23 protein-coding genes are annotated in these 25268 nt (G+C 33.6%); 11 read left to right on the top strand and 12 right to left on the bottom strand.

Annotation, left to right across the window (positions count from 1 at the left end):
* Positions 1 to 787: 787 nt before the first annotated feature.
* From AABD74_RS04675 to AABD74_RS04655, 5 genes are all read left to right on the top strand, one after another.
* Complete coding sequence (locus AABD74_RS04675) at positions 788 to 1975, top strand: phosphoglycerate kinase (RefSeq protein WP_406844819.1); 1188 nt, start codon at positions 788 to 790, stop codon at positions 1973 to 1975.
* Positions 1976 to 2085: 110 nt separating this feature from the next.
* Positions 2086 to 3924: a LysM peptidoglycan-binding domain-containing protein gene (locus AABD74_RS04670; RefSeq protein WP_232679830.1), complete on the top strand. Its 1839-nt coding sequence runs from the start codon at positions 2086 to 2088 to the stop codon at positions 3922 to 3924.
* Between the two features lie 46 nt (positions 3925 to 3970).
* Positions 3971 to 4939 (top strand): DUF4837 family protein, encoded by a 969-nt coding sequence (locus AABD74_RS04665; protein WP_406844818.1) that lies wholly within the window; start codon positions 3971 to 3973, stop codon positions 4937 to 4939.
* 279 nt (positions 4940 to 5218) lie between these two features.
* Positions 5219 to 5860 (top strand): DUF1579 domain-containing protein, encoded by a 642-nt coding sequence (locus tag AABD74_RS04660; protein WP_406844817.1) that lies wholly within the window; start codon positions 5219 to 5221, stop codon positions 5858 to 5860.
* Between the two features lie 230 nt (positions 5861 to 6090).
* Positions 6091 to 6537, top strand: a complete 447-nt coding sequence (locus tag AABD74_RS04655) for a GNAT family N-acetyltransferase (RefSeq protein ID WP_406844816.1) — start codon at positions 6091 to 6093, stop codon at positions 6535 to 6537.
* Between the two features lie 154 nt (positions 6538 to 6691).
* Here the strand turns inward: AABD74_RS04655 and AABD74_RS04650 are convergent, their stop codons facing one another.
* From AABD74_RS04650 to rnpA, 4 genes are all read right to left on the bottom strand, one after another.
* Positions 6692 to 7495 (bottom strand): OmpA family protein, encoded by an 804-nt coding sequence (locus tag AABD74_RS04650; protein ID WP_406844815.1) that lies wholly within the window; start codon positions 7493 to 7495, stop codon positions 6692 to 6694.
* 3 nt (positions 7496 to 7498) lie between these two features.
* Positions 7499 to 9136 carry a S41 family peptidase gene (locus AABD74_RS04645; protein WP_406844814.1) on the bottom strand — a complete coding sequence of 546 codons (1638 nt, stop codon included), beginning with the start codon at positions 9134 to 9136 and terminating at the stop codon, positions 7499 to 7501.
* A 2-nt stretch (positions 9137 to 9138) separates the two neighbouring features.
* A complete protein-coding gene (locus tag AABD74_RS04640) occupies positions 9139 to 9972 on the bottom strand; it encodes a DUF4349 domain-containing protein (protein WP_406844813.1) in 834 nt (277 codons plus the stop codon).
* An 81-nt stretch (positions 9973 to 10053) separates the two neighbouring features.
* Entirely contained in the window at positions 10054 to 10458 is a 405-nt protein-coding gene (rnpA, locus tag AABD74_RS04635) for a ribonuclease P protein component (protein WP_406844812.1), read from the bottom strand.
* Between the two features lie 126 nt (positions 10459 to 10584).
* Here rnpA and AABD74_RS04630 point away from each other — a divergent pair, with 126 nt between their 5' ends.
* From AABD74_RS04630 to AABD74_RS04620, 3 genes are all read left to right on the top strand, one after another.
* Positions 10585 to 11331, top strand: a complete 747-nt coding sequence (locus AABD74_RS04630) for a 1-acyl-sn-glycerol-3-phosphate acyltransferase (protein ID WP_232679847.1) — start codon at positions 10585 to 10587, stop codon at positions 11329 to 11331.
* 45 nt (positions 11332 to 11376) lie between these two features.
* Positions 11377 to 12369 (top strand): acyl-ACP desaturase, encoded by a 993-nt coding sequence (locus AABD74_RS04625; protein ID WP_232679849.1) that lies wholly within the window; start codon positions 11377 to 11379, stop codon positions 12367 to 12369.
* A 197-nt stretch (positions 12370 to 12566) separates the two neighbouring features.
* Positions 12567 to 13220 (top strand): HD domain-containing protein, encoded by a 654-nt coding sequence (locus tag AABD74_RS04620; protein WP_406844811.1) that lies wholly within the window; start codon positions 12567 to 12569, stop codon positions 13218 to 13220.
* Positions 13221 to 13670: 450 nt separating this feature from the next.
* Here AABD74_RS04620 and AABD74_RS04615 read toward each other — a convergent pair whose 3' ends face one another.
* The 5 genes from AABD74_RS04615 to AABD74_RS04595 all read right to left on the bottom strand — a co-directional run bounded on the left by AABD74_RS04615 (position 13671) and on the right by AABD74_RS04595 (position 18172).
* A complete protein-coding gene (locus tag AABD74_RS04615) occupies positions 13671 to 13793 on the bottom strand; it encodes a FeoB-associated Cys-rich membrane protein (protein WP_232679854.1) in 123 nt (40 codons plus the stop codon).
* Between the two features lie 6 nt (positions 13794 to 13799).
* Positions 13800 to 15899, bottom strand: a complete 2100-nt coding sequence (gene feoB, locus AABD74_RS04610) for a ferrous iron transport protein B (protein ID WP_232679856.1) — start codon at positions 15897 to 15899, stop codon at positions 13800 to 13802.
* Positions 15899 to 16138 carry a FeoA family protein gene (locus AABD74_RS04605; RefSeq protein ID WP_232679858.1) on the bottom strand — a complete coding sequence of 80 codons (240 nt, stop codon included), beginning with the start codon at positions 16136 to 16138 and terminating at the stop codon, positions 15899 to 15901. Before AABD74_RS04605 ends, feoB begins: the two co-directional genes overlap by 1 nt.
* A gap of 103 nt (positions 16139 to 16241) precedes the next feature.
* Positions 16242 to 16907, bottom strand: a complete 666-nt coding sequence (locus tag AABD74_RS04600; protein ID WP_406844810.1) for an SCO family protein — start codon at positions 16905 to 16907, stop codon at positions 16242 to 16244.
* A 341-nt stretch (positions 16908 to 17248) separates the two neighbouring features.
* Positions 17249 to 18172, bottom strand: a complete 924-nt coding sequence (locus AABD74_RS04595) for a DMT family transporter (RefSeq protein ID WP_232679862.1) — start codon at positions 18170 to 18172, stop codon at positions 17249 to 17251.
* 202 nt (positions 18173 to 18374) lie between these two features.
* Between AABD74_RS04595 and AABD74_RS04590 the strand changes: the two genes are divergently transcribed.
* The gene (locus tag AABD74_RS04590; protein WP_232679864.1) at positions 18375 to 20435 is read left to right on the top strand and encodes a M13 family metallopeptidase; all 2061 of its coding nucleotides are present in this window, start codon (positions 18375 to 18377) and stop codon (positions 20433 to 20435) included.
* A gap of 47 nt (positions 20436 to 20482) precedes the next feature.
* Here the strand turns inward: AABD74_RS04590 and AABD74_RS04585 are convergent, their stop codons facing one another.
* From AABD74_RS04585 to hemB, 3 genes are all read right to left on the bottom strand, one after another.
* Positions 20483 to 20932, bottom strand: coding sequence for a GyrI-like domain-containing protein (locus AABD74_RS04585; protein ID WP_406844809.1), 450 nt, complete (start codon positions 20930 to 20932; stop codon positions 20483 to 20485).
* Between the two features lie 83 nt (positions 20933 to 21015).
* The gene (locus AABD74_RS04580; protein ID WP_406844808.1) at positions 21016 to 21414 is read right to left on the bottom strand and encodes a c-type cytochrome; all 399 of its coding nucleotides are present in this window, start codon (positions 21412 to 21414) and stop codon (positions 21016 to 21018) included.
* Between the two features lies 1 nt (position 21415).
* Complete coding sequence (hemB, locus tag AABD74_RS04575) at positions 21416 to 22408, bottom strand: porphobilinogen synthase (protein WP_232679869.1); 993 nt, start codon at positions 22406 to 22408, stop codon at positions 21416 to 21418.
* 284 nt (positions 22409 to 22692) lie between these two features.
* On the opposite strand from hemB, the gene AABD74_RS04570 reads away from it, so the two are divergent.
* Both AABD74_RS04570 and AABD74_RS04565 read left to right on the top strand, forming a co-directional pair.
* Positions 22693 to 23322: a hypothetical protein gene (locus tag AABD74_RS04570; RefSeq protein ID WP_406844807.1), complete on the top strand. Its 630-nt coding sequence runs from the start codon at positions 22693 to 22695 to the stop codon at positions 23320 to 23322.
* Between the two features lie 11 nt (positions 23323 to 23333).
* Complete coding sequence (locus AABD74_RS04565; protein WP_406844806.1) at positions 23334 to 25202, top strand: hypothetical protein; 1869 nt, start codon at positions 23334 to 23336, stop codon at positions 25200 to 25202.
* Positions 25203 to 25268 lie beyond the last annotated feature (66 nt).

Raw genomic sequence — 25268 nt, 5'->3', positions numbered from 1 at the left:
AGACTGTCATGAAAAACACGACAAGACACAATAATGCAGGAACTGGGCTTTTAAGATTATTTTTTTGAATAAAAAACAATCTTAAAAAAAACAGCGGAAAGGATTTTTTCATTGGCTTTGATTAGAATATTTAATTATGAATTGGTGTGCAAATCTAAACAGTTGATATGGTATATCTCTAAGGGTTTATACCCTTTTGATGATTTTTTACCATATTTTCTGTAAGTGTCAGAAAATTACTGGCACATTAAAAAAGACCTTAAATAAGATACTATTCAGGGATTTAATAATTCTGTAAAAATGATGGCAAAACCATTTTCAAAAAGGTTATCAGAGAAAAAACCGGAAGATTTGTTTTTTGTACTAAGGTGGAAATTGAAATTTTCTGAATATGTGGTTATTCAGGAACTATAACTAGGATGTAAATATATAGCATAATTTTTTTATAAACAATGTTTTTAAGATTTTTCTTTCTTTTTAAGAAAAAATCTAATCCCGTCCAACATTTAAGATATCTTATTAGATTTTGAGTGTTTACGATTTTTTGAAATAGTACAGATTAATTTGTTAGTTCTCTAAAAAAACAAGCTCAAATAATATGTCTTTCATTTAAGCCGATATTAATTTAGCATCTAAAAATTGTTTTTAATATTTAATAAACCAATTTATTTGTGAATTTATAACGTTTTCGTTCTTTTTGTTGTCTCTTTTTTAGTTTATTCGAATTTATTAGTACTTTAAAAGTCCTATATTTGTTTTTCTTTCTAAAAAACTAAAAAAATATCAAATGAAAACTTTAAACGATTTCGACTTTAAAAATAAAAAAGCAATTATCCGTGTAGATTTTAATGTGCCGTTGGATGAGAATTTTAATGTAACAGACACAACACGTATTGAAGCAGCAAAACCTACTATCGATACAATTTTAGCACAAGGCGGAAGTGTAATCTTAATGTCACATTTAGGAAGGCCAAAAGGCGCTGAAGAAAAATATTCTTTAAAACATATCTTAAAAACTGCTTCTGAAATTTTAGGAGTACAGGTTAAGTTTGCTGAAAACTGTGTTGGAGAACCAGCTCAGACAGCTGCTAAAAACTTACAGCCCGGAGAAGTTTTATTACTTGAAAATTTACGTTTTCATGCAGAAGAAGAAGCCGGAGATGTTGCTTTTGCAAAAGAATTAGCTTCACTTGGAGATGTTTATGTAAATGACGCTTTTGGAACGGCACACAGAGCGCACGCATCAACAACAATTATAGCACAGTTTTTTCCAAACGATAAAACTTTTGGAATTTTATTGGCTAAAGAAATTGACAGCTTAAACAAAGTACTTAAAAATAGCGAAAAGCCGGTAACAGCAGTTTTAGGAGGGTCTAAAGTTTCTTCTAAAATTACAGTTATCGAAAATATTTTAGATAAAGTTGACCACATGATTATTGGAGGCGGAATGACTTTTACATTTGTTAAAGCTCAGGGCGGAAAAGTTGGAGAATCAATCTGTGAAGATGATAAACTAGATTTAGCTCTTGAAATTCTAAGATTAGCAAAAGAAAAAAATGTTCAGGTTCATATTCCTGTTGATGTAATTGCCGCAGATGATTTCTCAAATTCGGCAAAAACACAAGTTGTAGATGTAAATGCAATTCCTGACGGATGGCAGGGTCTTGATGCAGGGCCAAAATCATTAGAGAACTTCAAAAAAGTGATTTTAGACTCAAAAACTATTTTATGGAATGGTCCATTAGGGGTTTTTGAAATGGAAACATTCTCTAAAGGAACGATTGCTTTGGGAGACTTTATTGCAGAAGCAACTAAAAATGGTGCATTTTCTCTAGTTGGAGGCGGTGATTCTGTTGCTGCAGTAAAACAGTTCGGTTTTGAAGACAAAATGAGCTACGTTTCTACTGGCGGAGGAGCAATGCTTGAAATGCTGGAAGGAAGAATTTTACCTGGAATTGCTGCAATTTTAGACTAAAATATCACAATTAACATTTTTTTGCGTATTTTTAAGCGTTAAACTTTATAAGTTTGCAAAAATAACAATTCTATAATTGGTTGATTTATAGAATTTTAAATAAATGTTATATGATTGTAAAGAAAATCTCCTTAGCGGTTACGGCACTTTTTTCGATGACGATGTTTGCACAAGAATCTGCAACTGCCTCATTAGAAATAAAGTCGGAAGTAAAGTTGTCCTATTTAGATTCGATTAAAAGCACATTTAAAAAAGATGATCTGGCAGCAAAAGTTGACAGTCTTTGGATGAATGAGTTAGTAAGTTTAGATATCTATGATGATTTGACAAAAGATATTCAAACCATTAACAAGGACGTTACTGTAGATGAGGAACTGCCAACAGAACTGCTTAAGCAGCGTTTGGCAGTAATGAATGAGAAATCGCCATTTGAGATTGAATACAATCAGGGATTAGAAAACATAATAAAGTCATTTCTTAAGAATCGTAAAAAATCGTTTTCTCGATTAATGGCTTTATCAGAATACTACTTTCCAATATTCGAGGAAACATTCGCAAAAGAAAAAGTTCCATTGGAAATAAAATATTTAGCCGTTGTAGAATCTGCTTTAAACCCTAAAGCAGTTTCTAAAATGGGCGCTACCGGACTTTGGCAGTTTATGTACGGAACCGGAAAACAATACTCTTTAAAAATCGATTCTTATATTGATGAAAGAAGCGATCCTCTTAAAGCTACAGCTGCTTGTTCAGATTACCTTACCAGAATGTTCAACATTTTTAATGACTGGGAACTTGTTTTGGCATCTTATAATTCAGGCCCAGGAAACGTAACAAAAGCAATTCGCCGCTCTGGCGGAAAAACGGGTTACTGGGATATTCGTAATTACCTTCCAAAAGAAACTCAAGGGTATGTTCCGGCTTTTTATGCTACAATGTATCTTTTTGAATATCACAAAGAACACGGGATTAACCCTGAAAGGGCTGTCGTGAAAAACTTTGAAACAGATACGGTTTGTATTAAAAACCAAATGTCGTTTAAACAAATTGCCGATTTGTTAGACATGCCCCAATCACAGATTCAGCTTTTAAATCCTTCATATAAATTAAATGTAGTGCCTTTTTATCAGGGAGAACAGCATTTTCTTCGTTTGCCAAAAGATAAAATCGCAACTTTTCTTTCTAATGAAGATAAAATTTATGCTTACGTAAAACACGAGTCCGAATTTAAAACAATTCCAACTCGTTTAGCAATGAAAATTGCTCCAAAAGGAAAACCGGTTAGAGACACTCAATCTTTAGAAGTTTCAAAAGATATTGAGTTTTATAAAGTTAAAAAAGGAGACAACCTGGGTTCAATTGCAGATAAATACAACGTAAATATTTCAGACTTAAAAAAATGGAATAACCTTAAATCAAATGCAATTGCATTAGGTAAAACGTTAAAAATTAAATCAGACATTGATTCTTCTGTAAAAGCAGTTAAGGAACCAAAAACATTACCAGTTATAGAGAAAAATACTGGAGAAGCAATTGCTTCTGCAGATGATAGTGATAAAGTTTCAATACAAACTGTTGAGTACGTTGTTGCAGCCGGAGATAACTTAGGAAGCATTGCTAAAAAATTCGGTACGACTATTGCGGACTTAAAAACATTAAATGATCTTACTTCTAATAATATTGGTTTAGGAAAAACATTAGTAGTTTCTAAAATAGTTACAGAAATACAAGAGCCTGTTTCAACTGCTGTTGCATCAAACTCTGTTGATTCTTTCAAAAAGAAAGCGCCTTCAGCAAAAACTATGAGTGAAGATTATTACGTTAAAAAAGGTGATTCTTTGTACAGCATTTCTAAAAAATATCCTGGAGTAACAATTTCAGATATTAAAAAATGGAATGGTATTAAAGATGAAGATATCAAACCCGGAATGAAACTTAAAATAAACGGATAATTAAAAATCTTATTTAAATTTGGGTTTTATTTCATAAATTAAGAAAATGAATAAAACCCATTTTTTATTTATAATACTTCCGTTTCTACTAATTTCTTGTTTGAAAACAGATAAGCAGCAAGAGCCTGTTTCTGGAAAAACAAACACAATCTCCATTATTATAGACGACCAGTTATGGTATGGAGAAGTTGGAGACAGTATACGAAATAAATTTGCATCTCCAGTTTTAGGCTTAACACAGGAAGAGCCGCTTTTTACAATTAATCAATATCCGGCAAAACTTCTTGAAGGATTTGTAACCGACAGCCGAAGTATTATTGTAGTTAAAAAATCAGCTGTAGAAAAATTTGAAATAATACACAATAAATCACTGCCGCACAATACTTTCCGCATTTACGGAAAATCTATTGATGACATTATCTGCAGTATCGAATTGAATTCGACACAAATCATCAAAATGATTCGTGATGCCGAAATCGAGAAAATTCAGGAAGATAACAGCAAATCACTTTTAAACCCGGCTGTTATAAAAAACAAATTCCATATAGATATCCAGATTCCCACCGGATATGAATACATGCTTCACAAAAAGAATTTTATCTGGCTGAAAAAAGATATTATCAGCGGTAACACCAGTTTATTAATATACCAAATTCCGCTGCACAACTTCAAAACCCGTGGAAATGTAGTTGGAAATATTATTAAAATGCGGGATTCAATAGGTTATTATATCAAAGGGCGAGAACCCAAAACCCGAATGATTACCGGCGAAGCTTACGCGCCTTATTTTTCGAATACATCATTAGACGGAAAAGAAGCTTTTGAAACCAAAGGAACCTGGGAACTAAAAAACGACTTCATGGCCGGACCTTTTATTAATTACGCAATCGTAGATTCTGTTTATAACCGAATCCTGGTTATCGAAGGATTTTGCTATTCACCCTCAAATCAGGAACGAGATCTAATGTTCGATCTCGAAGCCATTATAAAATCTGTAAAAATAGACAAACGTTAAGGTTTTTGTTTCAGGTTTGAAGTTTGAAGTTTCAAGTTTTCTTAACCGCAAAGATTCGCTAAGGTTTACGGAAAGAAACGCAAAGTTATTTTTAAGGGTTTACTTAAATTATTATATAACTTATATGGTTTCTATAGCGTGCCTTGCGTAAACCTTAGCGAACTTTGCGGTTAAAATACACACAGCATAAACCTGTAACATTGAAACCTGAAACTTGAAACAACTCTCGTTGTTATTTTTCTTACTTTTGTTTTATAACAAACATAAAAACAAAGACTTATGAAAAAGGTAACCACAACATTAGTAATTATTGCACTATGTTTTGTTTCTTGTAAAAAAGAAGTAAAAACCGAAGATGTCACAGCAAAAGGTTCAGACAGCATTAAAACTGAAGAGCCAGTTGCTGAAGCACAACTAGATTCAGCAGCACAAATGAAAGCATGGCAGGCTTATGCAACACCCGGCGCACCGCACAAATTAATGACAGACGAAGTTGGAACCTGGAATTGTGAGATGACGTTTTGGTATGAACCAAATGGGAAACCAGAAAAATCTACTTCTGTTGCCAATATCAAAATGATCCTTGGCGGACGCTATCAGGAAGCTAATTATCAGGGAAAAATTATGGGAGCACCATTTGAAGGAAAAAGCACACTCGCTTACAATAACGCCAGTAAAGAATATACCTCAACTTTTATCGACAATATGGGAACCGGAATGATGGTGGCTATTGGGAAATACGATGAAAAAACCAAAAGTATGGAATTGAAAGGCGATATGGTAAATCCTGTAAATGGTAAAAAAACACCTTACAGAGAAATCTATACAATTGTTGATGCCACAACTCGTAAAATGGAAATGTTCGATGTTAAAAATGGTGCAGAATATAAAAGCATGGAAATTATCATGAAGAAAAAATGATAAAGTAAAGCGCTTTTTTCTCCTGCAAGATTTACAAAACCTTGTAGATGTAATTGACAATATAAAATAGATAAAAAAGGTTCAATACCTGTAAGGTTTTGTAAACCATGCAGGAGGAGAAAAGTAACTTTTGTAAATCCCGATTTTAGTTTTATAATCGGGATTTCTATTTGATAATATTTAGTGTAATTTTGTTTTTACGATTATTAAAATTAAAAAATAAGTACAAAATGGAATTAAAATGGAAAATAAAGCCATTTGAGGCATTAACTGTAAACGAGCTATATGATTTACTTAAACTAAGAAGTGAAATCTTTGTAGTAGAGCAAAACTGTGTTTATTTAGATATTGACGGCAAAGACAAGAAAGCGCTGCACCTAATTGGAGAATATGACGGTAAAGTTGCAGCCTATTCCCGTTTATTCGATGCCGGAATTAGTTTTGAGAATGCTTCAATAGGAAGAGTAGTTGTTGGTGCCAATTATCGTGATAAAAAATGGGGACATGATTTAATGCGTGAAGCTATTGCCGCAATAAAATCCAATTTTGGAAAAGATAAAATTACAATTGGTGCACAATTATACTTAAAGAAATTTTACGAAAGTCATGGTTTTGTGCAGTCAGGGGAAATGTACCTTGAGGATGATATTGAGCATATTGAAATGATTCGCGGATAAGCACAAAAAGAATAATGCTACAATGTTGCATTATTGAAATTTATATTTTTTGCTGATTTGTAACTGTTTTTAAAAGAATCAATTAACAACTTAGTTTAGAGTAAAGCTTTAAGTAAATAAACTTTGTAGCTTAGCGTCTTCGTGGCAGAACAAATCAAATCTTAGTAATCAAAAACTCAACTCGGCGATCATAGTTATCGCCTCTTTTCAAAGGAAATTTGTTGCCGCAGCCTTGATAACGCATTCTGTTTCTGGAAATTTTTTTAGAACTTAAATAATAAAAAACGGTTTTGGCCCGGTTCCAGGAAAGTCTTCTTTCTTTGGTATTCTTGTCGATTGCATCGTTGTATATTTCGGGTGTACAGCAAACGTGACCCCTAATTTCAAACTGTATATTTTTTTGTTTTTGAAGTGTTAAAGCAATCTTGTCAAGTTCTTTTTTAGAGTTATTGGTAAGCCTGGCACTTCCCATGTCAAACAGAATGTTTTCCAGATAAATTTTATCGCCAACCTTTAATTTGTCTTTAAAGGTCGAATAAACTTCTTTTCCAAAACTATTTCGTTTTACAACGATCAAATCAACCCGTCGGTTTCTTAAACGGGTTTCATAAAGATTTTCAACCGTATCAGGTTTAACTACTACACGGCCTTTGCCTTCGAGAATAACAATCTTACTTTCTTTAAAACCTGATGAAAGCAGTAAGTTTTGAATAGTATTTACCCTGTCGTGAGACAGTTTAAAATTATAGTTGTCTGTGCCGCGGTCATCGCAGTAACCATAGATTTGTATAGATTCGACTTTGGCGGTGTCTATCGATTTTATAAAATTATTTACAACTTTGACCTGCGATTCAGTAAGATCATACTTATCGAAATCAAAATATACTGTTTCGATTGGTTTTTGCTGCGCCGCCAGATTGTAAATAATAAATAAAAACAGGACCCGGGAAAGTTTCATTTTCTACATTTTTAAAATCGTCTTATATTCAGTTTGGTTATTCAATACGTTTACTGCTCTTTTAATCTCTGAATTGTTTTTAATATAAAACTGATACAAACCTTCCTGGTATTGGTATCTTTTGATAAGTTCTTCCTGAATTAAATCTCTAATTTCTTTTTGGTTTTTATCCAGCAGCGTGTTTTCACTTTTCTCTAATGCGGCTAATAATTGTTGATATTCCGGAGCAATCGTTTCGTCAATTTTTTCACTTTTGGCAGCAGCCAGAGTATTTTTCAGGGCAACTTCTGTTTCAGTATCAAAACTAATTTTGTTTACTTTCAGATATTGTTTGAAACCTGCATAATCAGTATCTGTAACTACAGGTATTTTATCACCCAAATTTTGATTTTTATAATAGTAAGCAGTTGCATAATCAAATATCCCGTCATTTTTCAACAGAGCGCTCGTAATAGGGCTCATTTTAGCTTCATCTAATTCAATATCGGGCAAAACACCGCCGCCGTCATAAACTGTTCTTCCTTTTCTGGTTTTAAAAGCATTGAAGTTTTTAGCATCTGTTTTTTGGGCAGCACCGTTTTTATCTTTATGCGTATAATCAAGCGCTTGAATACAACGGCCAGAAGGCGTGTAGTAACGAGAGATTGTAACTTTTAATTGAGTTCCGTAAGTCAGGTCAACAGAACGCTGTACCAAACCTTTTCCAAAACTTCTGCTTCCTAAAATCACAGCACGATCTAAATCCTGTAAAGCCCCGGAAACAATTTCAGATGCTGATGCACTTCTTCCGTTAACCAAAATAGCAAGCGGAATCTCTGTATCAATTGGTTCTTTAGTTGTTTTGTATGTATTGTTATGTTTTTCGATTCTTGATTTCGTCGTTACAATAACTTCATTCTTTGGAACAAATAAATTACAGATATCAATCGCTTCATTCAAAAGTCCGCCCGGATTCCCTCTTAAATCTAAAACAATCTGTTTCGCACCGTCAGCTTTCAATTTTTCCAATGCCTCTTTAACTTCGGCGGAAGCCTTTCTGCTAAAATGTGCCAAAACTATATAACCCGTTTTTTCATCGATCTTTCCATAAAAAGGAACCGATTTAATATCAACTTCATCCAAAACCAATTCAGTTGTAAAAGTTTTTCCCTGACGAAGATATTTTATAGCGATTTTAGTGTTTTTAGTTCCCTTTAGTAATTGCGAAGCATCATCTTTAAAATCAGCAATCAAAACATCACCAATCTGGATGATTTCGTCACCAGCTTTTAGTCCCGCTTTATCTGCCGGATAATTTTTATACGGTTCGCGAACAATCAAACGGTCTTTTTTGCGTGCGATCATTGCGCCAATTCCGGTATATTCTCCCGTGTTGTTGATTTTGAAATTTACAACATCCTGTTCGTTAAAGTAAACCGTATAAGGATCTAAACTTCCCAGCATATTTTTAATGGCTTTATCCATTAAATCACCCGGATTTGTTTCGTCTACATAATTCGTGTTTACGGCTTTAAACAACGTTGTGAAGATTTCAATTTGTTTTGCAATTTCAAAAAAGTCCTCTTTGAAACTGGTTCCAATAAATAATAATCCTGCCGCAACAGTTGGTATAATGAATTTCTTCTTGAAATAAGGATACATGACTATGGTTTTTTTCTTTTAATTCTCTTTCTAATAAAATAGGCTAATACAACAATTATAATAATAAACGGCCAAATGCTGATAATTGATATAAAGAAACTGGACAAACTAAAAAACCCTGATTTAACAGCGGTCCAGACTTTAGATCCGTATGATAATTGCACGGCTTCCTGTTCCGGCAGATTTTTAAAAAACTCAATTGTAACCGTACTTTCAGAAACCCTGCTTTCTAAATATTTTAACTGACCTTCTTTGGCTTCTATTTCTTCGCGGATAATCGAAATCTGTTTTTCTATTTCTAAGATTTCACTAATTTTAGCGGCTTTCTGTAATATTTGAAGATAACGTTCTTCAAGCTTTCTCTTGTTTTTTAATCTTGTCGTTAAGTCGATATATTGTTCCGTAACATCTTCTGCCGTAATTTCTTTTCTCTCGAAATACGAAACTCCTTTTGAAATTGTATTGATAAAATTATCAAAATTCTGGCTTGGAACTCTAATCGTTATATTTCGATAAAGAGTGCCATAGTCTTTACCTTCAGAATCACTCTGAACTTTTCCCTGACTTTGTTTAACCGCTGTTTGAATTTGCTTGTACGTTTCTTCTAAATCATTGGTTTCAAACCGAAGCGATGCTTGTTTTATGATTTTTTGTTCAATTTTAGGCGAAGGAGCATCTAGATTTTTATCCTGATCTTTTTGAATATATTCGCTTTTACTTGCCGGCGGGGGCGGGGGTAATTTTATAGCACTTATCGCAACTTCATTAGGAGCTTCATTTTTACTGCATCCCGAAAGAACACAAAAAATTACAGATAAAAAGAAAATGTATCGCATAAAATTTCAATTTAGTGCTAAAACTACAATATTTTTTATAATTTTTTATCTGATTTAGAGTACAAAGTTGACTTTGAGGGCTTATAAATCCTTTTTGGTTTCAGATTCAGGAGTTTTGTTTAGCTGCTGCACAAATTTCTCAAACAACTGAATCGTTTTGGTATTGATTTCTTCGTAAGGTAATCTGTCTTTTGTCTGGTAAAAAAGCATGAAAGAATACGGTTGATTTAAATGATCCAGAAGCAAATGTTTGTTGAGTCTGTAGGTTTCTCTCAGCACTCTTTTGAAATAATTTCTGTCAACAGCCTTTTTAAAGTATTTCTTGGAAACAGAAACCCCCACTTTTGTATTACCCTGATAGGCAGCTTCCGCTTGACGGTAAACCAAACGAAGCGGATATTTTGAAACCGATTTCCCTTCAGAAAAAAGTAATCCAATCGTGGTTTTGCTCTTTAAGCGTTCATTTTTAGGGTATGTGAAGTTCATTTAATTCAGAAAAAATTTGCAATTTTAAGGGCAAAGGTACAATTAAACCATAAAAACGGTTATTGTTTTCAATTTTTCTACCGCTAAAAATATATTTACTACTTTTGACCTCAAATTTTTTCAAGCATGCAAAAGATAATCTCATATCCAATCTCCGTAATTTTTTATTTATGTTTTGGATTGTGTTTGGCGGTTTTTCACCCAATACAATGGATTTGCCTTAATCTTTTTGGTTATCAGGCTCACAAAAAAAGTGTTGATTATTTAAATCTCGGTCTTTTAAGATGTACACATTTAGTTGGTACAACTTATAAAGTTACGGGTGTAGATACTATTCCAACCGGAGTTCCAATTATTTTTGTGGCCAATCACCAAAGTATGTACGATATCGTGACAATGATTTGGTACTTTAGACGTTTTCATTGTAAATTTGTAAGTAAGAAGGAGTTAGGAAGCGGAATTCCGAGTGTGTCTTTTAATCTGCGCCACGGAGGATCTGTTTTAATTGACCGTAAAGACCCTAAACAAGCGATTCCAGTAATCAAAGGCTTGTCTGAATATATAGAAAAAAACACTAGATCTGCTGTAATCTTCCCGGAAGGAACCCGCAGTAAAACGGGAAAACCTAAAGAATTTGCCCAAAGCGGTTTAAAAATTCTATGCAAATATGCACCATCTGCATACGTTGTGCCGGTAAGTATTAATAATTCATGGAAAATGGTTCGTTACGGTATGTTTCCGGTTGGGTTAGGAAACCGCTTAACTTTTACAGCACACAAAGCGATGGCAGTAAAAGATTATGATTTTGCCGAATTAATGGCATTAACAGAAAAAGCGGTTGTTGAAGGAGTAAACGAGTATAAACAGGTTTAAGTTTTAGTCCGAGCTAAAATATAAATCCCAAATTTAAAATAAGTAATGTCTATAAAAAACATTAGATTAGAAGTGATGCAGTTTTTGGAAAAAAACGTTGACAGCTTCGTTGAACAGTATTTAATTCCGGTGGAAAAAATTTGGCAGCCGTCAGATTTCCTGCCTAATTCTGAAGGAGAAAATTTCTTTGAGGAGGTAAAGGAACTACGTGAAATTGCTAAAGAATTGCCATACGATTTCTGGGTAACGCTTGTAGGTGATACAATTACCGAAGAAGCACTTCCAACATATGAGTCCTGGTTGATGGATGTAGAAGGAGTAGATCAGGTGGAGAACGGCGGTAATGGCTGGTCGAAATGGATCAGGCAATGGACCGGAGAAGAAAACCGTCACGGTGATCTTTTAAATAAATACTTGTATTTGTCTGGTCGTGTTAATATGCGTGAAATCGAAATGACAACACAGCATTTAATCAACGACGGTTTTGATATTGGAACTGGAACTGACCCGTACAAAAACTTTGTATACACTAGTTTTCAGGAATTGGCAACTTATGTTTCGCACAACAGAGTATCTCAGATTGCTAAGAAATTTGGTGATAACAAGTTGTCTAAAATGTGTAAAATGATTGCAGGTGACGAAATGCGTCATCATCATGCATACAGCGAATTTGTAACCAGAATTTTTCAGGTTGACCCTAGCGAAATGATGCTGGCGTTTCAATATATGATGAAACAAAAAATCGTTATGCCGGCTCATTTTTTAAGAGAATCTGGTCAAAAGATAAGTTCTGCTTTCGAACAGTTTTCTGATTCTGCGCAGCGTATTGGAGTTTACACAGCAAATGATTATGTTGAAATCATGCAGAAGTTAATTAACAAATGGGAAATCGATAAAATCACGAACCTAACAGATGAAGCTGAAAAAGCACGTGATTACTTAATGAAATTACCGGCTCGTATGGCTAAAATTTCAGAAAGAATTGTAATTCCTGCTGAAGGTCATATCTTTAAATGGGTTGAACCGGCTAGATTGTAGATTTTAGATTGCAGATTTCTGATTTTAGATTTGAAAATTGATTTTTTGCAATTGATATTGATATTGAAAATATTGTTGATTGTTGAGGTTTTAGAACTTCAACAATCAACATTTTTTATTTAAACTATAAAACACCAGCGTAAATCTGTTGAATCAGTCAAATCTGTACGCCATTTCACCACAAACAATAACACATTATGAATAATTCTGAACTTATAAATAAAACAATTGCTTTTGTAAAAGAGAAATTAAACGATGCCGAAGGCGGACACGATTGGTTTCATATCGAACGAGTTTATAAAAACGCACTTTTAATTGCAAAAGATACCAATTGTGATAAAACAGTTGTAGAATTAGGAGCATTGCTTCATGATATTGCCGATAGTAAATTTCATGACGGAGACGAAACAATTGGACCAAAAACAGCCCGATTATTTTTAGAATCACATAACGTTTCAGAAGATATAATTCAGCATGTGGTAAATATCATCGAAAACATCTCTTATAAAGGCGGAAATTTTGAAAAGAAGTTTTCTTCAATAGAATTAGATATCGTGCAGGATGCGGATCGTTTAGACGCAATTGGCGCAATTGGAGTAGCAAGAGCGTTCAATTATGGAGGATTTAAAAACAGAGCCTTATATGACCCTGAAATTGCTCCGGTAACCGATATGACAAAAGAGGAATATAAAAAGAACAATGCACCAACAATAAATCACTTTTACGAAAAGCTTTTGCTTTTAAAAGATAAAATGAATACCGAAAAAGGAAAACAAATTGCTGCTGAACGCCACGGCTTTATGGAATCTTTCCTGGCACAGTTTTATGCCGAGTGGGAAGGAGTGAAGTGAGTTTTCGGTTTAAGCCTCAGGATTCAGTCACAGTTTTCAGTTTATATGATGACTGTAAACTGTGACTGAAACTGAAAACTTTTTATGCGGCTTTAGACTTTAGATTTTAAAAGGCACATTATTCCAAAAGCGCACAAGAAGCCAAAAGAAAACCATAATAATCTGGCAACTCTATTGTCTCTTACAATTTCTTCTTTTTCAAATTTTGTCATTTTTTTTGAATTTTATTCTGCAAAATTAATTTGCCCAGTATCGATAACTAAGCCATAAAAGTTTTTTAAACATTAAAAAAAGGTATTTCTTTAAGGTATAGGTTTTTATAGAATAAAAAAGCTTCACAAAGAACTTTTAAATCTCTGTGAAGCTTTGTGTTTATTTTTGGTGAAACTCTGCGAAAAAATGAGATAAATCTTAGAAGCTTAGTATCTCAGCAACTTAAAAACTCAAAATCTATGAACATCCGCAATTGCCATCACCACAGTCTTTTTTCTTTTTAGATTTCCAAAAGAACTTTTTAATCAAAAAACCAACGGCGATAAATAATATGGCAAAAGCTATAATTTCTTGTATCATAACATTTTACTTTAAAAATTGATACGCTAAAAGCGCTGTAATATAAGCAAGACCGCTCATAAAGAAAAGCTGCATTACAGGCCACTTCCATGAATTTGTTTCTTTTTTTGTAATGGCTAATGTACTGGCGCACTGCATTGCAAAAGCATAAAACAATAACAATGAAATACCAGAAGCAAAATTAAAGATTTTTTCTCCCGTTTCCGGATTTACTTCTTTCTGCATTTTACTTTTAATTGTCGATTCGTTATCGCTGTCTCCAACACTGTAAATAGTAGCCAGTGTTCCCACTAAAACTTCACGGGCAGCAAAAGAGCTGATAATCGCAATCCCAATTTTCCAGTCGTAACCAAGTGGAGAAATTACAGGCTCAATAGCTTTACCCATAATCCCGATGTATGAATTCTCTATTTTTTGAGAAGCAACTTCATTTTCAAACTGAATTTCATTTAAAGTTGTATTGGCAAATCTTTCTTTTACGATGTTTTCCGCATCATTAAATTCTTTTCCGGGCCCGAAAGAAGCCAAAAACCATAAAATAACCGATATTGCTAAGATGATTTTACCCGCGCCTAAAACAAAAGCTTTAGTTTTTTCGACAACATTGATTCCAACATTCTTGAAAAGCGGTAATTTATAACTTGGCATTTCGACAACGAAATACGTTTTTGAATCCAGTTTTAAAACTTTATTTAAAATATAGGCAGAGATTATTGCCGTTACAAATCCCAATAAATACAATAACATCAACGACAGCCCCTGCAGGTTTAAAAATCCAAGAACTCGTTTATTCGGAATCACTAACGAAATCATAATCGCGTAAACCGGTAATCTTGCAGAACAAGTCGTGAATGGCGTTACTAAGATCGTAATAAGGCGTTCTTTCCAGTTTTCTATATTTCGTGTCGCCATAATAGCGGGAATCGCACAAGCTGTTCCTGAAATTAAAGGCACGACGCTTTTTCCCGAAAGCCCGAATTTGCGCATTATTTTATCCATTAAAAAAACCACACGGCTCATATAACCGCTTTCTTCGAGAATAGAAATGAATAAAAACAAGAAAGCAATCTGCGGAATAAAAATAATAACACCGCCAATTCCCGGAATAATTCCCTGCGAAAGTAAATCGGTTAAAATACCACTTGGCAATTCTTTTGCTGTCCAGCTGCTTAATGAAGCAAAAGTGCTGTCAATAAAGTCCATAGGAATTGTTGACCAGCTGAAAATAGATTGGAAGATGATAAATAAAATTCCGAGGAAAATAATATAACCCCAAAATTTGTGCGTTAAAATGCGGTCCAGTTTAGCTCTGAAATCTGTTGCCGCTGCAGTATCAACTTTTAGACCTTCTTTTAAAACATCATTTATAAACTGATATCTTTTGATGGTTTCTTTTTGCTGTAAACGTTTTAATTCTGAATGTGATTTGGTAAAAGTGTTCCGAATTTCATTTCGGTCTAAATTCGAAAAATTGACATCCTGCGTAATTACCAGCCACAATTTGTACATTAATTGATTTGGAAATGCATGCTGCAATTTTTCAAAATATTCAGGATCAATTACTGATGCATTTAAACACGGTTCATGCGGAATCGTTTTATAAGAAACAATTAATTCTTTTAATTCATCAATTCCTAAACCTTTTCGGGAACTTACTAAGGCAATTTTGGTTTTTAGTTTTTCTTCTAAAAGCGGAATATCCAAACTAATTCCTTTGCTCACCATACGATCTGACATATTGATAACTAAGATCGTTGGAATTTCTAGGTCTTTAATCTGAGTGTAAATCAGTAAATTTCTTTTCAGATTTTCAACATCGGTTACTACAACAGCAACATCAGGATATAATTTGTCGTTTTTGTTTAATAAAAGTTCAATTACAACGCTTTCATCCATCGAACTTGCGTTCAGACTATATGTTCCCGGTAAATCCAGAATGTTGGCTTTTACGTTATGGGGCAGTTTACAGAAACCGATTTTTTTCTCAACCGTGATTCCGGGATAATTCCCAACTTGTTGGTTTAAACCTGTAAGCTGGTTAAAAACAGAAGTTTTTCCGGTATTAGGATTCCCAATAAGGGCAACATTGATATTCTGAACGCTCATTATAAATTGTTTAGGATAAGTTCAACTTCAATTTCACGAGCAGTTTCAACACGAATAGCAACATGTGAACCATTAATATCTAAATATAAAGGATCTCCAAAGGGAGCAATTTGTAAAAGTTCGACTAAGCTGCCCGGCAAACAACCCATCTCTAATAATTTTAAAGGAATCAAATCGATATCAAAATCTTTGATAATGGCTTTATCGCCTTTTTTCAGGGTGTGAATAGTATTTTGCAAGCTTATTTAGATTGAATTTAGATTGCAAAAATAGGCAATAAATCTTTATTCCAAGGCAATAATCAGGTTTGAAAATGCTAAATCTTTCTAAAAATAAGGTATTTTACTCTTTTGATAAGAAATCTATGTCTTCCAGTAATCTTGAGATGTCTTCCTTTTTTGTTCCGTCATAAAATCCGCGAACGCGTCTTTTTTGATCAACCAAAACAAAATTCTCTGTATGTACCATATCGTACAACTGATCCGGGCGGCCTAATTTTACAGCCAGGTAAGATTTTCTGGCCATAGTGTAAATTTCTTTTTTATCTCCGGTTACCAAATTCCATTTACTGTCTACAACTCCATATTTTACTGCATAAGCTTTTAAAACCGAAACACTGTCAACTTCTGGAAAAACAGTATGAGAAAGCAGCATTACTTTAGGATTGTTTAAAACAGCTTTTTGAACTTCAACAAGATTGGTTGACATTTTTGGACATATTGATCCGCAGGTGGTGAAGAAGAAATCAGCAACATAAATTTTTCCTTCGTAATTCTTTTGAGTAATCGTATCTCCGTTTTGGTTGATAAACGAAAAATCAGCAATCGTATGGTATTTGCTTTTGTATTGAATGGTGCTGTCAACCAATTCCGGATTTACATCGGCAGGATTATAAATCGGAAGTGTTTTTTGTGGCTTTAAAGCCGAATAAAATAAAGATATAGTGACTACAGAAAATACAATTAATACAATGAAGAATTTGCGGTATTTGTAAAGAAACGATTTCATAAAAATAATTTGGCGCAAAAATACGAAAAGCACTTTTTAAAAAGCTAATTGCGTGTTGTTTTTAACAGAGAGCCTGTAATATAAAGAGCTTCTATTATGTGATTGTGAAATTAGCACACTGATGACACGGATTCGCTTTGCGAAAACGTGGATTTATACGGATTTTTATAGATATTATTAATCCAAAGGTTTAAATACAATGTTGTTATCTTGAGAGAAGTCGAACGACTACAAAGTAAATCGCCAATTTTATTCAAGGTAATAAAAATAAAAAATTGGTATAAATCCGCGTTTTCGCAAAGCGAATCCGTGTCATCCGCGTACTATCTTGTTATAGTATATTAATTCTTAGGTTTTCGAATAGATTTATTTACCATATACAATCCTGTCAAGGTTACTACTGAACCAATTGCAATAGCCTGAGTAAGTGTTTCGTCAAAAATGATCGAGCCTAAAATCATCGCCACAATTGGATTGATGTAAACATAAATACTGCTGATTTCTGTTGGAAGATGCTGCAGCGTATAAATAAAAGCAATGAAAGTTAAAACAGAACCAATTATTACCAGATACCCAATTGCCCACCAGGATTCTGAAGGGATTTGGCTTAGTGGAATATTAACTCCTGTGGCTTCTGTAATTCCAAAAAGAAATACACTTGAAATAAGCATCTGCAGTCCCAAACTAAAATACGGATTAAAACTGGCCGCTTTTTTCTTGGTTTCCAAAATTCCAAAAGCCCATGTAATAGTTGAAGCTGTCATTAAAAAAATCCCGAATTGAAAATCAGGCCTTAAAAAGTCAGCAATATAATCGATGAAAATAATACAAATTCCTCCAAAACTGATTAAAATTCCAAACAAAGCCATTTTTGCAATTCGTTCACCATTAAAGAAATTAATGATAATAATCCAAATTGGGAAAAGCGCACTGATGATGGCACCCAATCCGCTGGTAATATATTTTACGCCCCAGGTGCTCAAGCCGTTGCTGCAAGCAAAATTCAATATACTCAAAATAATAATCGTACGCCATTGTTTTCCTTTTGGCCAAGGCTGTTTTTTCAGCATAAAATATCCAACATAAATTAGTCCGCCAAAAAACTGACGTATTGTTGCCAATTGCAATGCAGGCATATGCTTAACCCCTTCTTTTGAAGCTAACCACGTTGTTCCCCAAAAAAAACTTACCCAGCATAAAGCCATAATGGGTAAACCAATAGCTTCAATTTTTCCTGAAACGGCATTCTGAATTTTTGCTCTCATTTTGACTTTAAATCTTTAAGCAAATATTCCAAAAACAATTTCAATAATCAGTAAAAAACAAGCTTTTAATTCATGAAAATAATCGATGGTTTCTATTAAAATGTTATACCTGACATTTGAAACATTATTATTGCATAAATTTTAACATGTATTTACAAATTTTAACGATATGTTTGTGTAAACACTCGAAACATATATATAAATGAAAAAACAACTTACTAAACCTTTGTTTTGTGCTTTTTCTGTAATGCTGTCTTTTACAGCAATTGAAGCTCAAAACTCCGCAGCAAAAGAACCGGGTATCAATGTATCTTACATGAATACTAAAATCAGCCCGAGCCAGGATTTTTTCCAGTATGTAAACGGAACATGGCTGGACAAGACAGAAATTCCAGGTGATCGTACAACTTGGGGAAGTTTTAATGAATTGATTAAAAAGACCGACAAAGATGTAATGTCTATTTTAAAAGAGGCATCAAAAAACCCAAAGTATAAATCAGATACTGATCAGGGAAAAGCTGTTAACTTATTCCTGACTGTTTTGGATACTGTTGGCAGAAATAAAGCAGGAATTACTCCTTTGAAACCGTATTTGAAAAAGATTGATGCAATTAAAAATGTTGCAGATGTTCAAAAATTTTTGGTTGAAATGGAATCTGAAGGTGGTTCCGGATTCTTTGGGATTTATATTGGAGCTGATGAAAAAAACAGCTCTAAAAATTCAGTAAGCCTTGCAGTAAGCCAATTAGGACTGCCGGATAAAGATTATTACACTTCAGAAGATAAAGATTCTAAAGAAAAGCGTGCTAAATACGAACTTCATGTTGCAAAGATGATGCAGTTTATTGGTGAATCTCCAGCAAAAGCAAAACAGAGTGCAGCAGAAATTCTGGCTTTTGAAACTGAATTATCAAAACCAAGACTAGACCGCGTTGAAAGCAGAGACAGCCGTTTGCAGTATAACCCAATGACGATTGCCGAACTTCAAAAGTTAACACCGGCTATAAAATGGGATAGTTATTTTGCAGGAATTGGTCTGGCCAAATTGGATACTGTCGTTGTTTTAGAGCCAAAATATATGAAAGCGCTGCAAACTGTATTTACTGAAAACAAAGTAGAACAGTGGAAAGAATATTTAAAATGGGATTTATTAAATACAGCAGCTTCAAAATTAACAACAGATATTGAAACTGCAAATTTTGATTTTTACAGTAAAACTTTAAGAGGAGCAATAAAACAACTGCCTCGCGAAGAAAAAGCACTGCAGGCCGTAAATAGAGGAATTGGTGAAGCACTTGGTAAATTATACGTAGAAAAAGTATTTCCTGCTGAAGCAAAAACTAAAGCACTGGATATGATTCATAATGTTATTACGGCGTACCAAAACCGTATTAATAATTTAAGCTGGATGTCTAAAGACACAAAGGCAAAAGCTATTGAAAAACTGAATAAAATAACCATAAAAGTGGGTTATCCTGATAAATGGAAAGATTATTCGGCACTTGAAATTAAAAGCATTGCTGATGGTGGAAGCTATTATGAAAATTCGAGAAATTTAGCCAAATGGAATTTTAAGAAAAGTATCGAAAAATTAAACAAACCGGTTGATAAAACTGAGTGGGGAATGTCTCCGCAAACAGTAAATGCTTATTATAACCCATCGTATAATGAAATTGTGTTTCCAGCAGCAATCCTACAGCCGCCATTCTATAATTACCAGGCAGATGAAGCTGTAAATTATGGTGGAATTGGAGCAGTTATCGGCCACGAAATTTCACATGGTTTTGATGATTCCGGAGCGCGTTATAATGCAGAAGGAAATCTTGTTGACTGGTGGACGCCGCAAGACTTGGAACAATTTACAAAACTAGGTTCTGAATTGGCAGATCAATACAGCGCTTTAGAACCATTGCCTGGAATTCATGTTGATGGTAAATTTACATTAGGAGAAAATATTGGAGATTTAGGCGGAATAAATGCTGCTTACGATGGTTTGCAATTGTATTTGAAAGCACACGGAAATCCTGGTTTAATCGACGGATTTACTCCAGAACAGCGATTCTTTATTTCCTGGGCAACCGTTTGGAGAACCAAGTCTAGAGACGAAGCGATTAAAAACCAAGTAAAAACAGATCCGCATTCACCGGGAATGTACAGAGCTTATGTCCCAATTCAAAATGTTGATGCTTTTTATGAAGCCTTCGGTATTAAAAATGGAGACAAAATGTTTGTAAGTCCAGAGAAACGAGTGAAAATCTGGTAATTTTATAATAGAAAACGGCGCTGAAATGGCGCCGTTTTTATTTTAATTTATTGAACTGCAATATAAATGTCTACTTCTGCATTCTCACGATCCTGAGCCTTTTTTCCATAAATTTCAAAATCGGAAGTAAAGATTCTATTTAAACCAGAGTCCCATATTTTGAGCCATTCATTATAAACAATTCCATCGGCAAGGTTTCCTTTAGGAGTAAACTTGTCATAATTATCACTTTCAATGATTTTACCGGTCAAACCTTCTGGAATACAATCTAAATTCTCTACCGGACAACCTAAAATGGTTGTGTAAGGTTTGTTATGATCTTTTTCATAATCCGTGTAAACGCAAATAATATCGTTGTTTAATTTATTTGTAATTTTATCAGCAACCCCTTCTGATATAAATTTGTTCCAAAGTGCAGGAATATCTTGTCCTGACTGCCCATTTTCGTTAGTTGTTCTAACAGAAATTCCAATAATGCTAAAATTATGAATATCCATTTTTACTTAAATTTTGATTTAAGTTCAAATTTATATTCGTGTGGTGACAACTGTATGTCAGCAGTAAACTTTAAAATGTTAGATTACTTTAAATGACTGTAAATGTAAGTTTCAATTGCTTCCAACTCTTCATCAGACATTGTTTTTGTTACTGCAAAATTAGTCTGCATTACGGAAAACTGACTTGGATCAACAATTGGATCAGCATTCCCCTTTAAAAAAGTCGGAATATCACCTTTTTTATCTTTATATATTTTAGCAATTTCCTGAATACTTGGGCCAATGACTTTTTGGTCAGTCTGATGGCAGGAAGTACAATTTCCTCTTCCTTCAAAAATTTCTTTTCCTAAAGCTTCAGGTGTTGCGGCTTTTGCCGATTCTCCTTCAGAATAAGCTTCTGTGGTTTGGTCTGTACTTTCTGAAACTTCTTTTTTACACGATGTAAATGCTAAAACAGCAGATAAGAATAATACTTTTTTCATCTTATTTATTTAAAAGTATTGAAGCTTCTTTTGCAAAATAAGTTGATATAATACTCGCACCTGCACGCTTAATGCAATAAAGTTGCTCTATCATAATTTTGTCGTGATCTAACCATCCTCTTTCGGCTGCGGCCTTTACCATCGCGTACTCACCAGATACTTGGTAAACTGCAACTGGCACATGAACGGCATTTTTTACCTCACGAACAATGTCTAAATATGCAATTCCCGGTTTTACCATAACAATATCTGCACCTTCTTCAACATCTAATAAAGCTTCGCGAATTCCTTCAATTCGGTTAGCATAATCCATTTGATACGTTTTTTTATCTTTTGGGATATTTTGAGAATCAACCGGGGCAGAATCTAACGCATCACGAAATGGTCCGTAAAATGCAGATGCATATTTTGCACTGTAACTCATGATTCCAACATTATGATGTCCGTTTTCTTCCAATGCTTTTCTTATCGCCAAAACGCGCCCATCCATCATGTCACTTGGCGCTACGAAATCGGCTCCAGCTTCTGCATGGCTTAAACTCATACGAGTTAAAGCATCAACCGTTGCATCGTTAATTAATTGACCGTTTTCGATAATTCCGTCATGACCATAAATAGAATATGGATCTAAAGCGACATCCGGCATTACAATCATTTCCGGAACGGCATCTTTTATCGCTCGGATAGTTTGCTGCATTAAACCATCTTTATTCCAAGCCTCTGTACCTTTATTGTCTTTTAAATTATCGCTTACTTTTACGTAGATGTTTACCGCTTTAATTCCTAAATCCCAGGCTTCTTTTACTTCTTTAATCGTATTGTCTAATGAGTGGCGATAAATTCCAGGCATTGAAGGAATAGCAGATTTGATGTCTTTTCCTTCGGTAACAAACATTGGAAGCATAAAATCTTGTGGACTTAAGCTGGTTTCACGAACTAATGAACGAATTGATTCGTTGGTTCTTAAACGACGGTTTCTTTGTAATGGGAACATATAATTTTAGATTTTAGATTTTAGATTTTAGATTTTCAGATTGATTTCTTTGAAATCGAATTGAAGAATCTTAATTTCTAAAAGTGCAGTTGTTTTTTGTTTTTTTGAGGATTATTCTACTTTTTAATAAGTGGTGCAAAGTTAAAGAAAAATCAACAGAATAAGGCGTTTAGCAAATAGCAGAATCCGTTAATATTATCTAAAAATTTAAGATTTTTACAGATTTAAATTTAAGAATTTTATTGTAATGCAGTTTTTAAAATATTTACCTATAAATTTGTCTAATGAAGAAAATTTTCGCTTTATGCTGCTGTTTGCTCTTAACAGGTTGTTTTGAAATAACAGAAAGAATCAAACACCACGATGATCAAAGTGGTGAATATACATTAATGATCGATTTTTCGAAATCATGGTTTAAGACAAAATCAGCTATCTGGCTGGAAGAAGTCGATGGTGTAAAAATTCCAAACGAACAGGAAATCACCCAAAAACTAGAAGATTTCAAGACCAAAGCATCCAAAATTGACGGAATCTCGAATGTAACAACAAAAACTGATTTTGACAATTACATTTTTATCATCAAACTCAATTATGCTAATTTAAAAGCGTTGAATGCAGTTGTTAATACAATAAATAATCAGCGTGATCAGATTCACTTTAGCGGAAGCGTAAAAAATTTCGAAAGAACTGCCTCGTATCCTGTTCCCGAAAAAGTGGTTAAAGATCCAAAGAAAAAGAAAGATCTTGAAGAAGCCAGCATAATTGCTATTTATACTTTTGACAAAGATATTCAGTCTGTAGAAAACGGAAACAGCAAAATTTCAAAAAACAAGAAAACAGTTTTTTTAAAGCAAAATATGTACAGTGTATTAAAAAAATCGACTTTAATGAATAATACAATCCAACTTAATTAACGCCTTTACTTATGAAGCAATTTTATACTTTACTTTTTTTACTTGCTACGTATTTGACTTTTGGTCAGATCAATAAAAATGAATACGATTATTTTGTACAGTTTAACGGAAACCAGCTTTCTAAAAAAGTAAGTGTGGGCGAAATTTTGAATCATCCTATAATAACTAAATATGGCAGCAAAAAACCAGACTTGGATTTTGCTAAGTATACTTCGGTTATTCAGTTAGATCAAAAAATTACTATTCACGGAAAATTCTCAGACAGTATTCCGTATTATCAAGTTACAATTCCAGTAAAGAACAGAGAAGCTGTTAAACAATTAATAATACAGGAATTTGGCGCGAATACAAAAAATGATTCGGCTGAAAATGCCATTAAGGATTTTGGCAAATATGCTGTTTTTAATCCAAAAGGCAAAAACAAAACACTGGCTTGGAATGATAATTATTTAGTGATTTTAGAATTAACCCAAAGAACGCCTTATTCTAATCAATATGATACTTATAAATCTGATTCAACTGAAGTAGGATATGAGGAAACTAAAGTTATGATAGAGCCTATAGAAGAAACAAGAATTGAGACTGTTTCACCACCGGCAGTAGAGGAAAGAGTAGTTGAAACTTCAATAATGATTGATGCTCCGACAGAAGAAGTCTCGGCGCCATATAATGATACACAGAATTATACTCCTAGTGCTGAATATACTATTCAGGAAGCCGCTTTTAATCTAAAACAAGCGGAAAAACTAAGCGAGATTGTAAAATTATTATTTGAAAATGGATTTACTGCGCCAAGTTCAGAAAAAATAAATGCCAATGCCGATATTTCGTCATGGATAAATTACAGTTCTGCAATGACAAGTTTATACTCTGTGTACAATTATCCAATGGCAATATTTGGAGGTTATGATAAATTTTTGCCAATGCAGAAGAACTTCGAAAATTTTATAAAAGGTATTAATCTAGATTTTTATTTTGACAGCAATAACGCACGAGTAGAAGAAGTTATTGAATATTCTCAAGAGTTTGCAGAAATTATGGGCAAAATCACGAATAGAAAAATAAATAAGAATGTGTTTAATTATTTTCCTGCGCAGAAACCTTTGGGTTATATGTCTTATCATATCAATACAAAAGCAGCACTTGAAAAATTTCCATCGTTAACCGCAGATATATTTCAAAGTCCAAAACTTTTAAAAGAAGACATCACCATTATTACCGATTTAATTTCGACAATAGTAGATGAAGAAGCGACAGCAACACTTTTTGATGGTGATTTAAGTGCCTTTTTATATGGTTTTAAAGAAGTTGAGGTTGTGACAAAATCGTATGACTATGATGAAAATTATGCAGAGGTTGTAAAAGATAAAAAGATAAAGAAATCAATTCCGTTATTTTCTCTGATTTTTACTTCCACGCACCCAACTTTTGCTGATAAACTGATACAATTAGGTATTCGTAAAAAGATGCTGGTTCAAAAAGATAATTATTATATCATTACCGGAACTAAAGAATATGGAGATGTATTTATCAGAAAAGATAAAGATGTTGTTGTGGTTTCGAATACATTAGAATATTTTGGTACTGAATATGGAACATTTACGAAAGAGGCAAAAAATGATTTGAAGAAAAATTACATGTTTGCTAAATTAAATATTGCCGAACTGATTCAGGCATACAGTAAATCTGAAGAAGCTAAATTAGAAGAAGTAAGCAAATTAAATAGGGTTTCAGAACAATTTTCAGACGTAACAATGGAAGCTCCTAAAAAAATGATCAACAACAAATTGAATTTTGCGCTTAAATTAAACGCTTTAAAGTCAGACAAAAATATCATTTTGCAAACCTTAGATTTAGCAGAAGAAATAATAGCTAAATAGTTTTAAATCCATAAAATACAAATCCCCGAAAATTTAAACTTTCGGGGATTTTTTATATTTAAAGCT

Origin of the sequence: Flavobacterium soyae (assembly GCF_045348165.1) — a bacterium.
Classification (GTDB): domain Bacteria; phylum Bacteroidota; class Bacteroidia; order Flavobacteriales; family Flavobacteriaceae; genus Flavobacterium; species Flavobacterium soyae.
The sequence above is the reverse complement of the archived record's forward strand: the minus strand, read 5'-3'. Positions and strand labels throughout refer to the sequence as shown.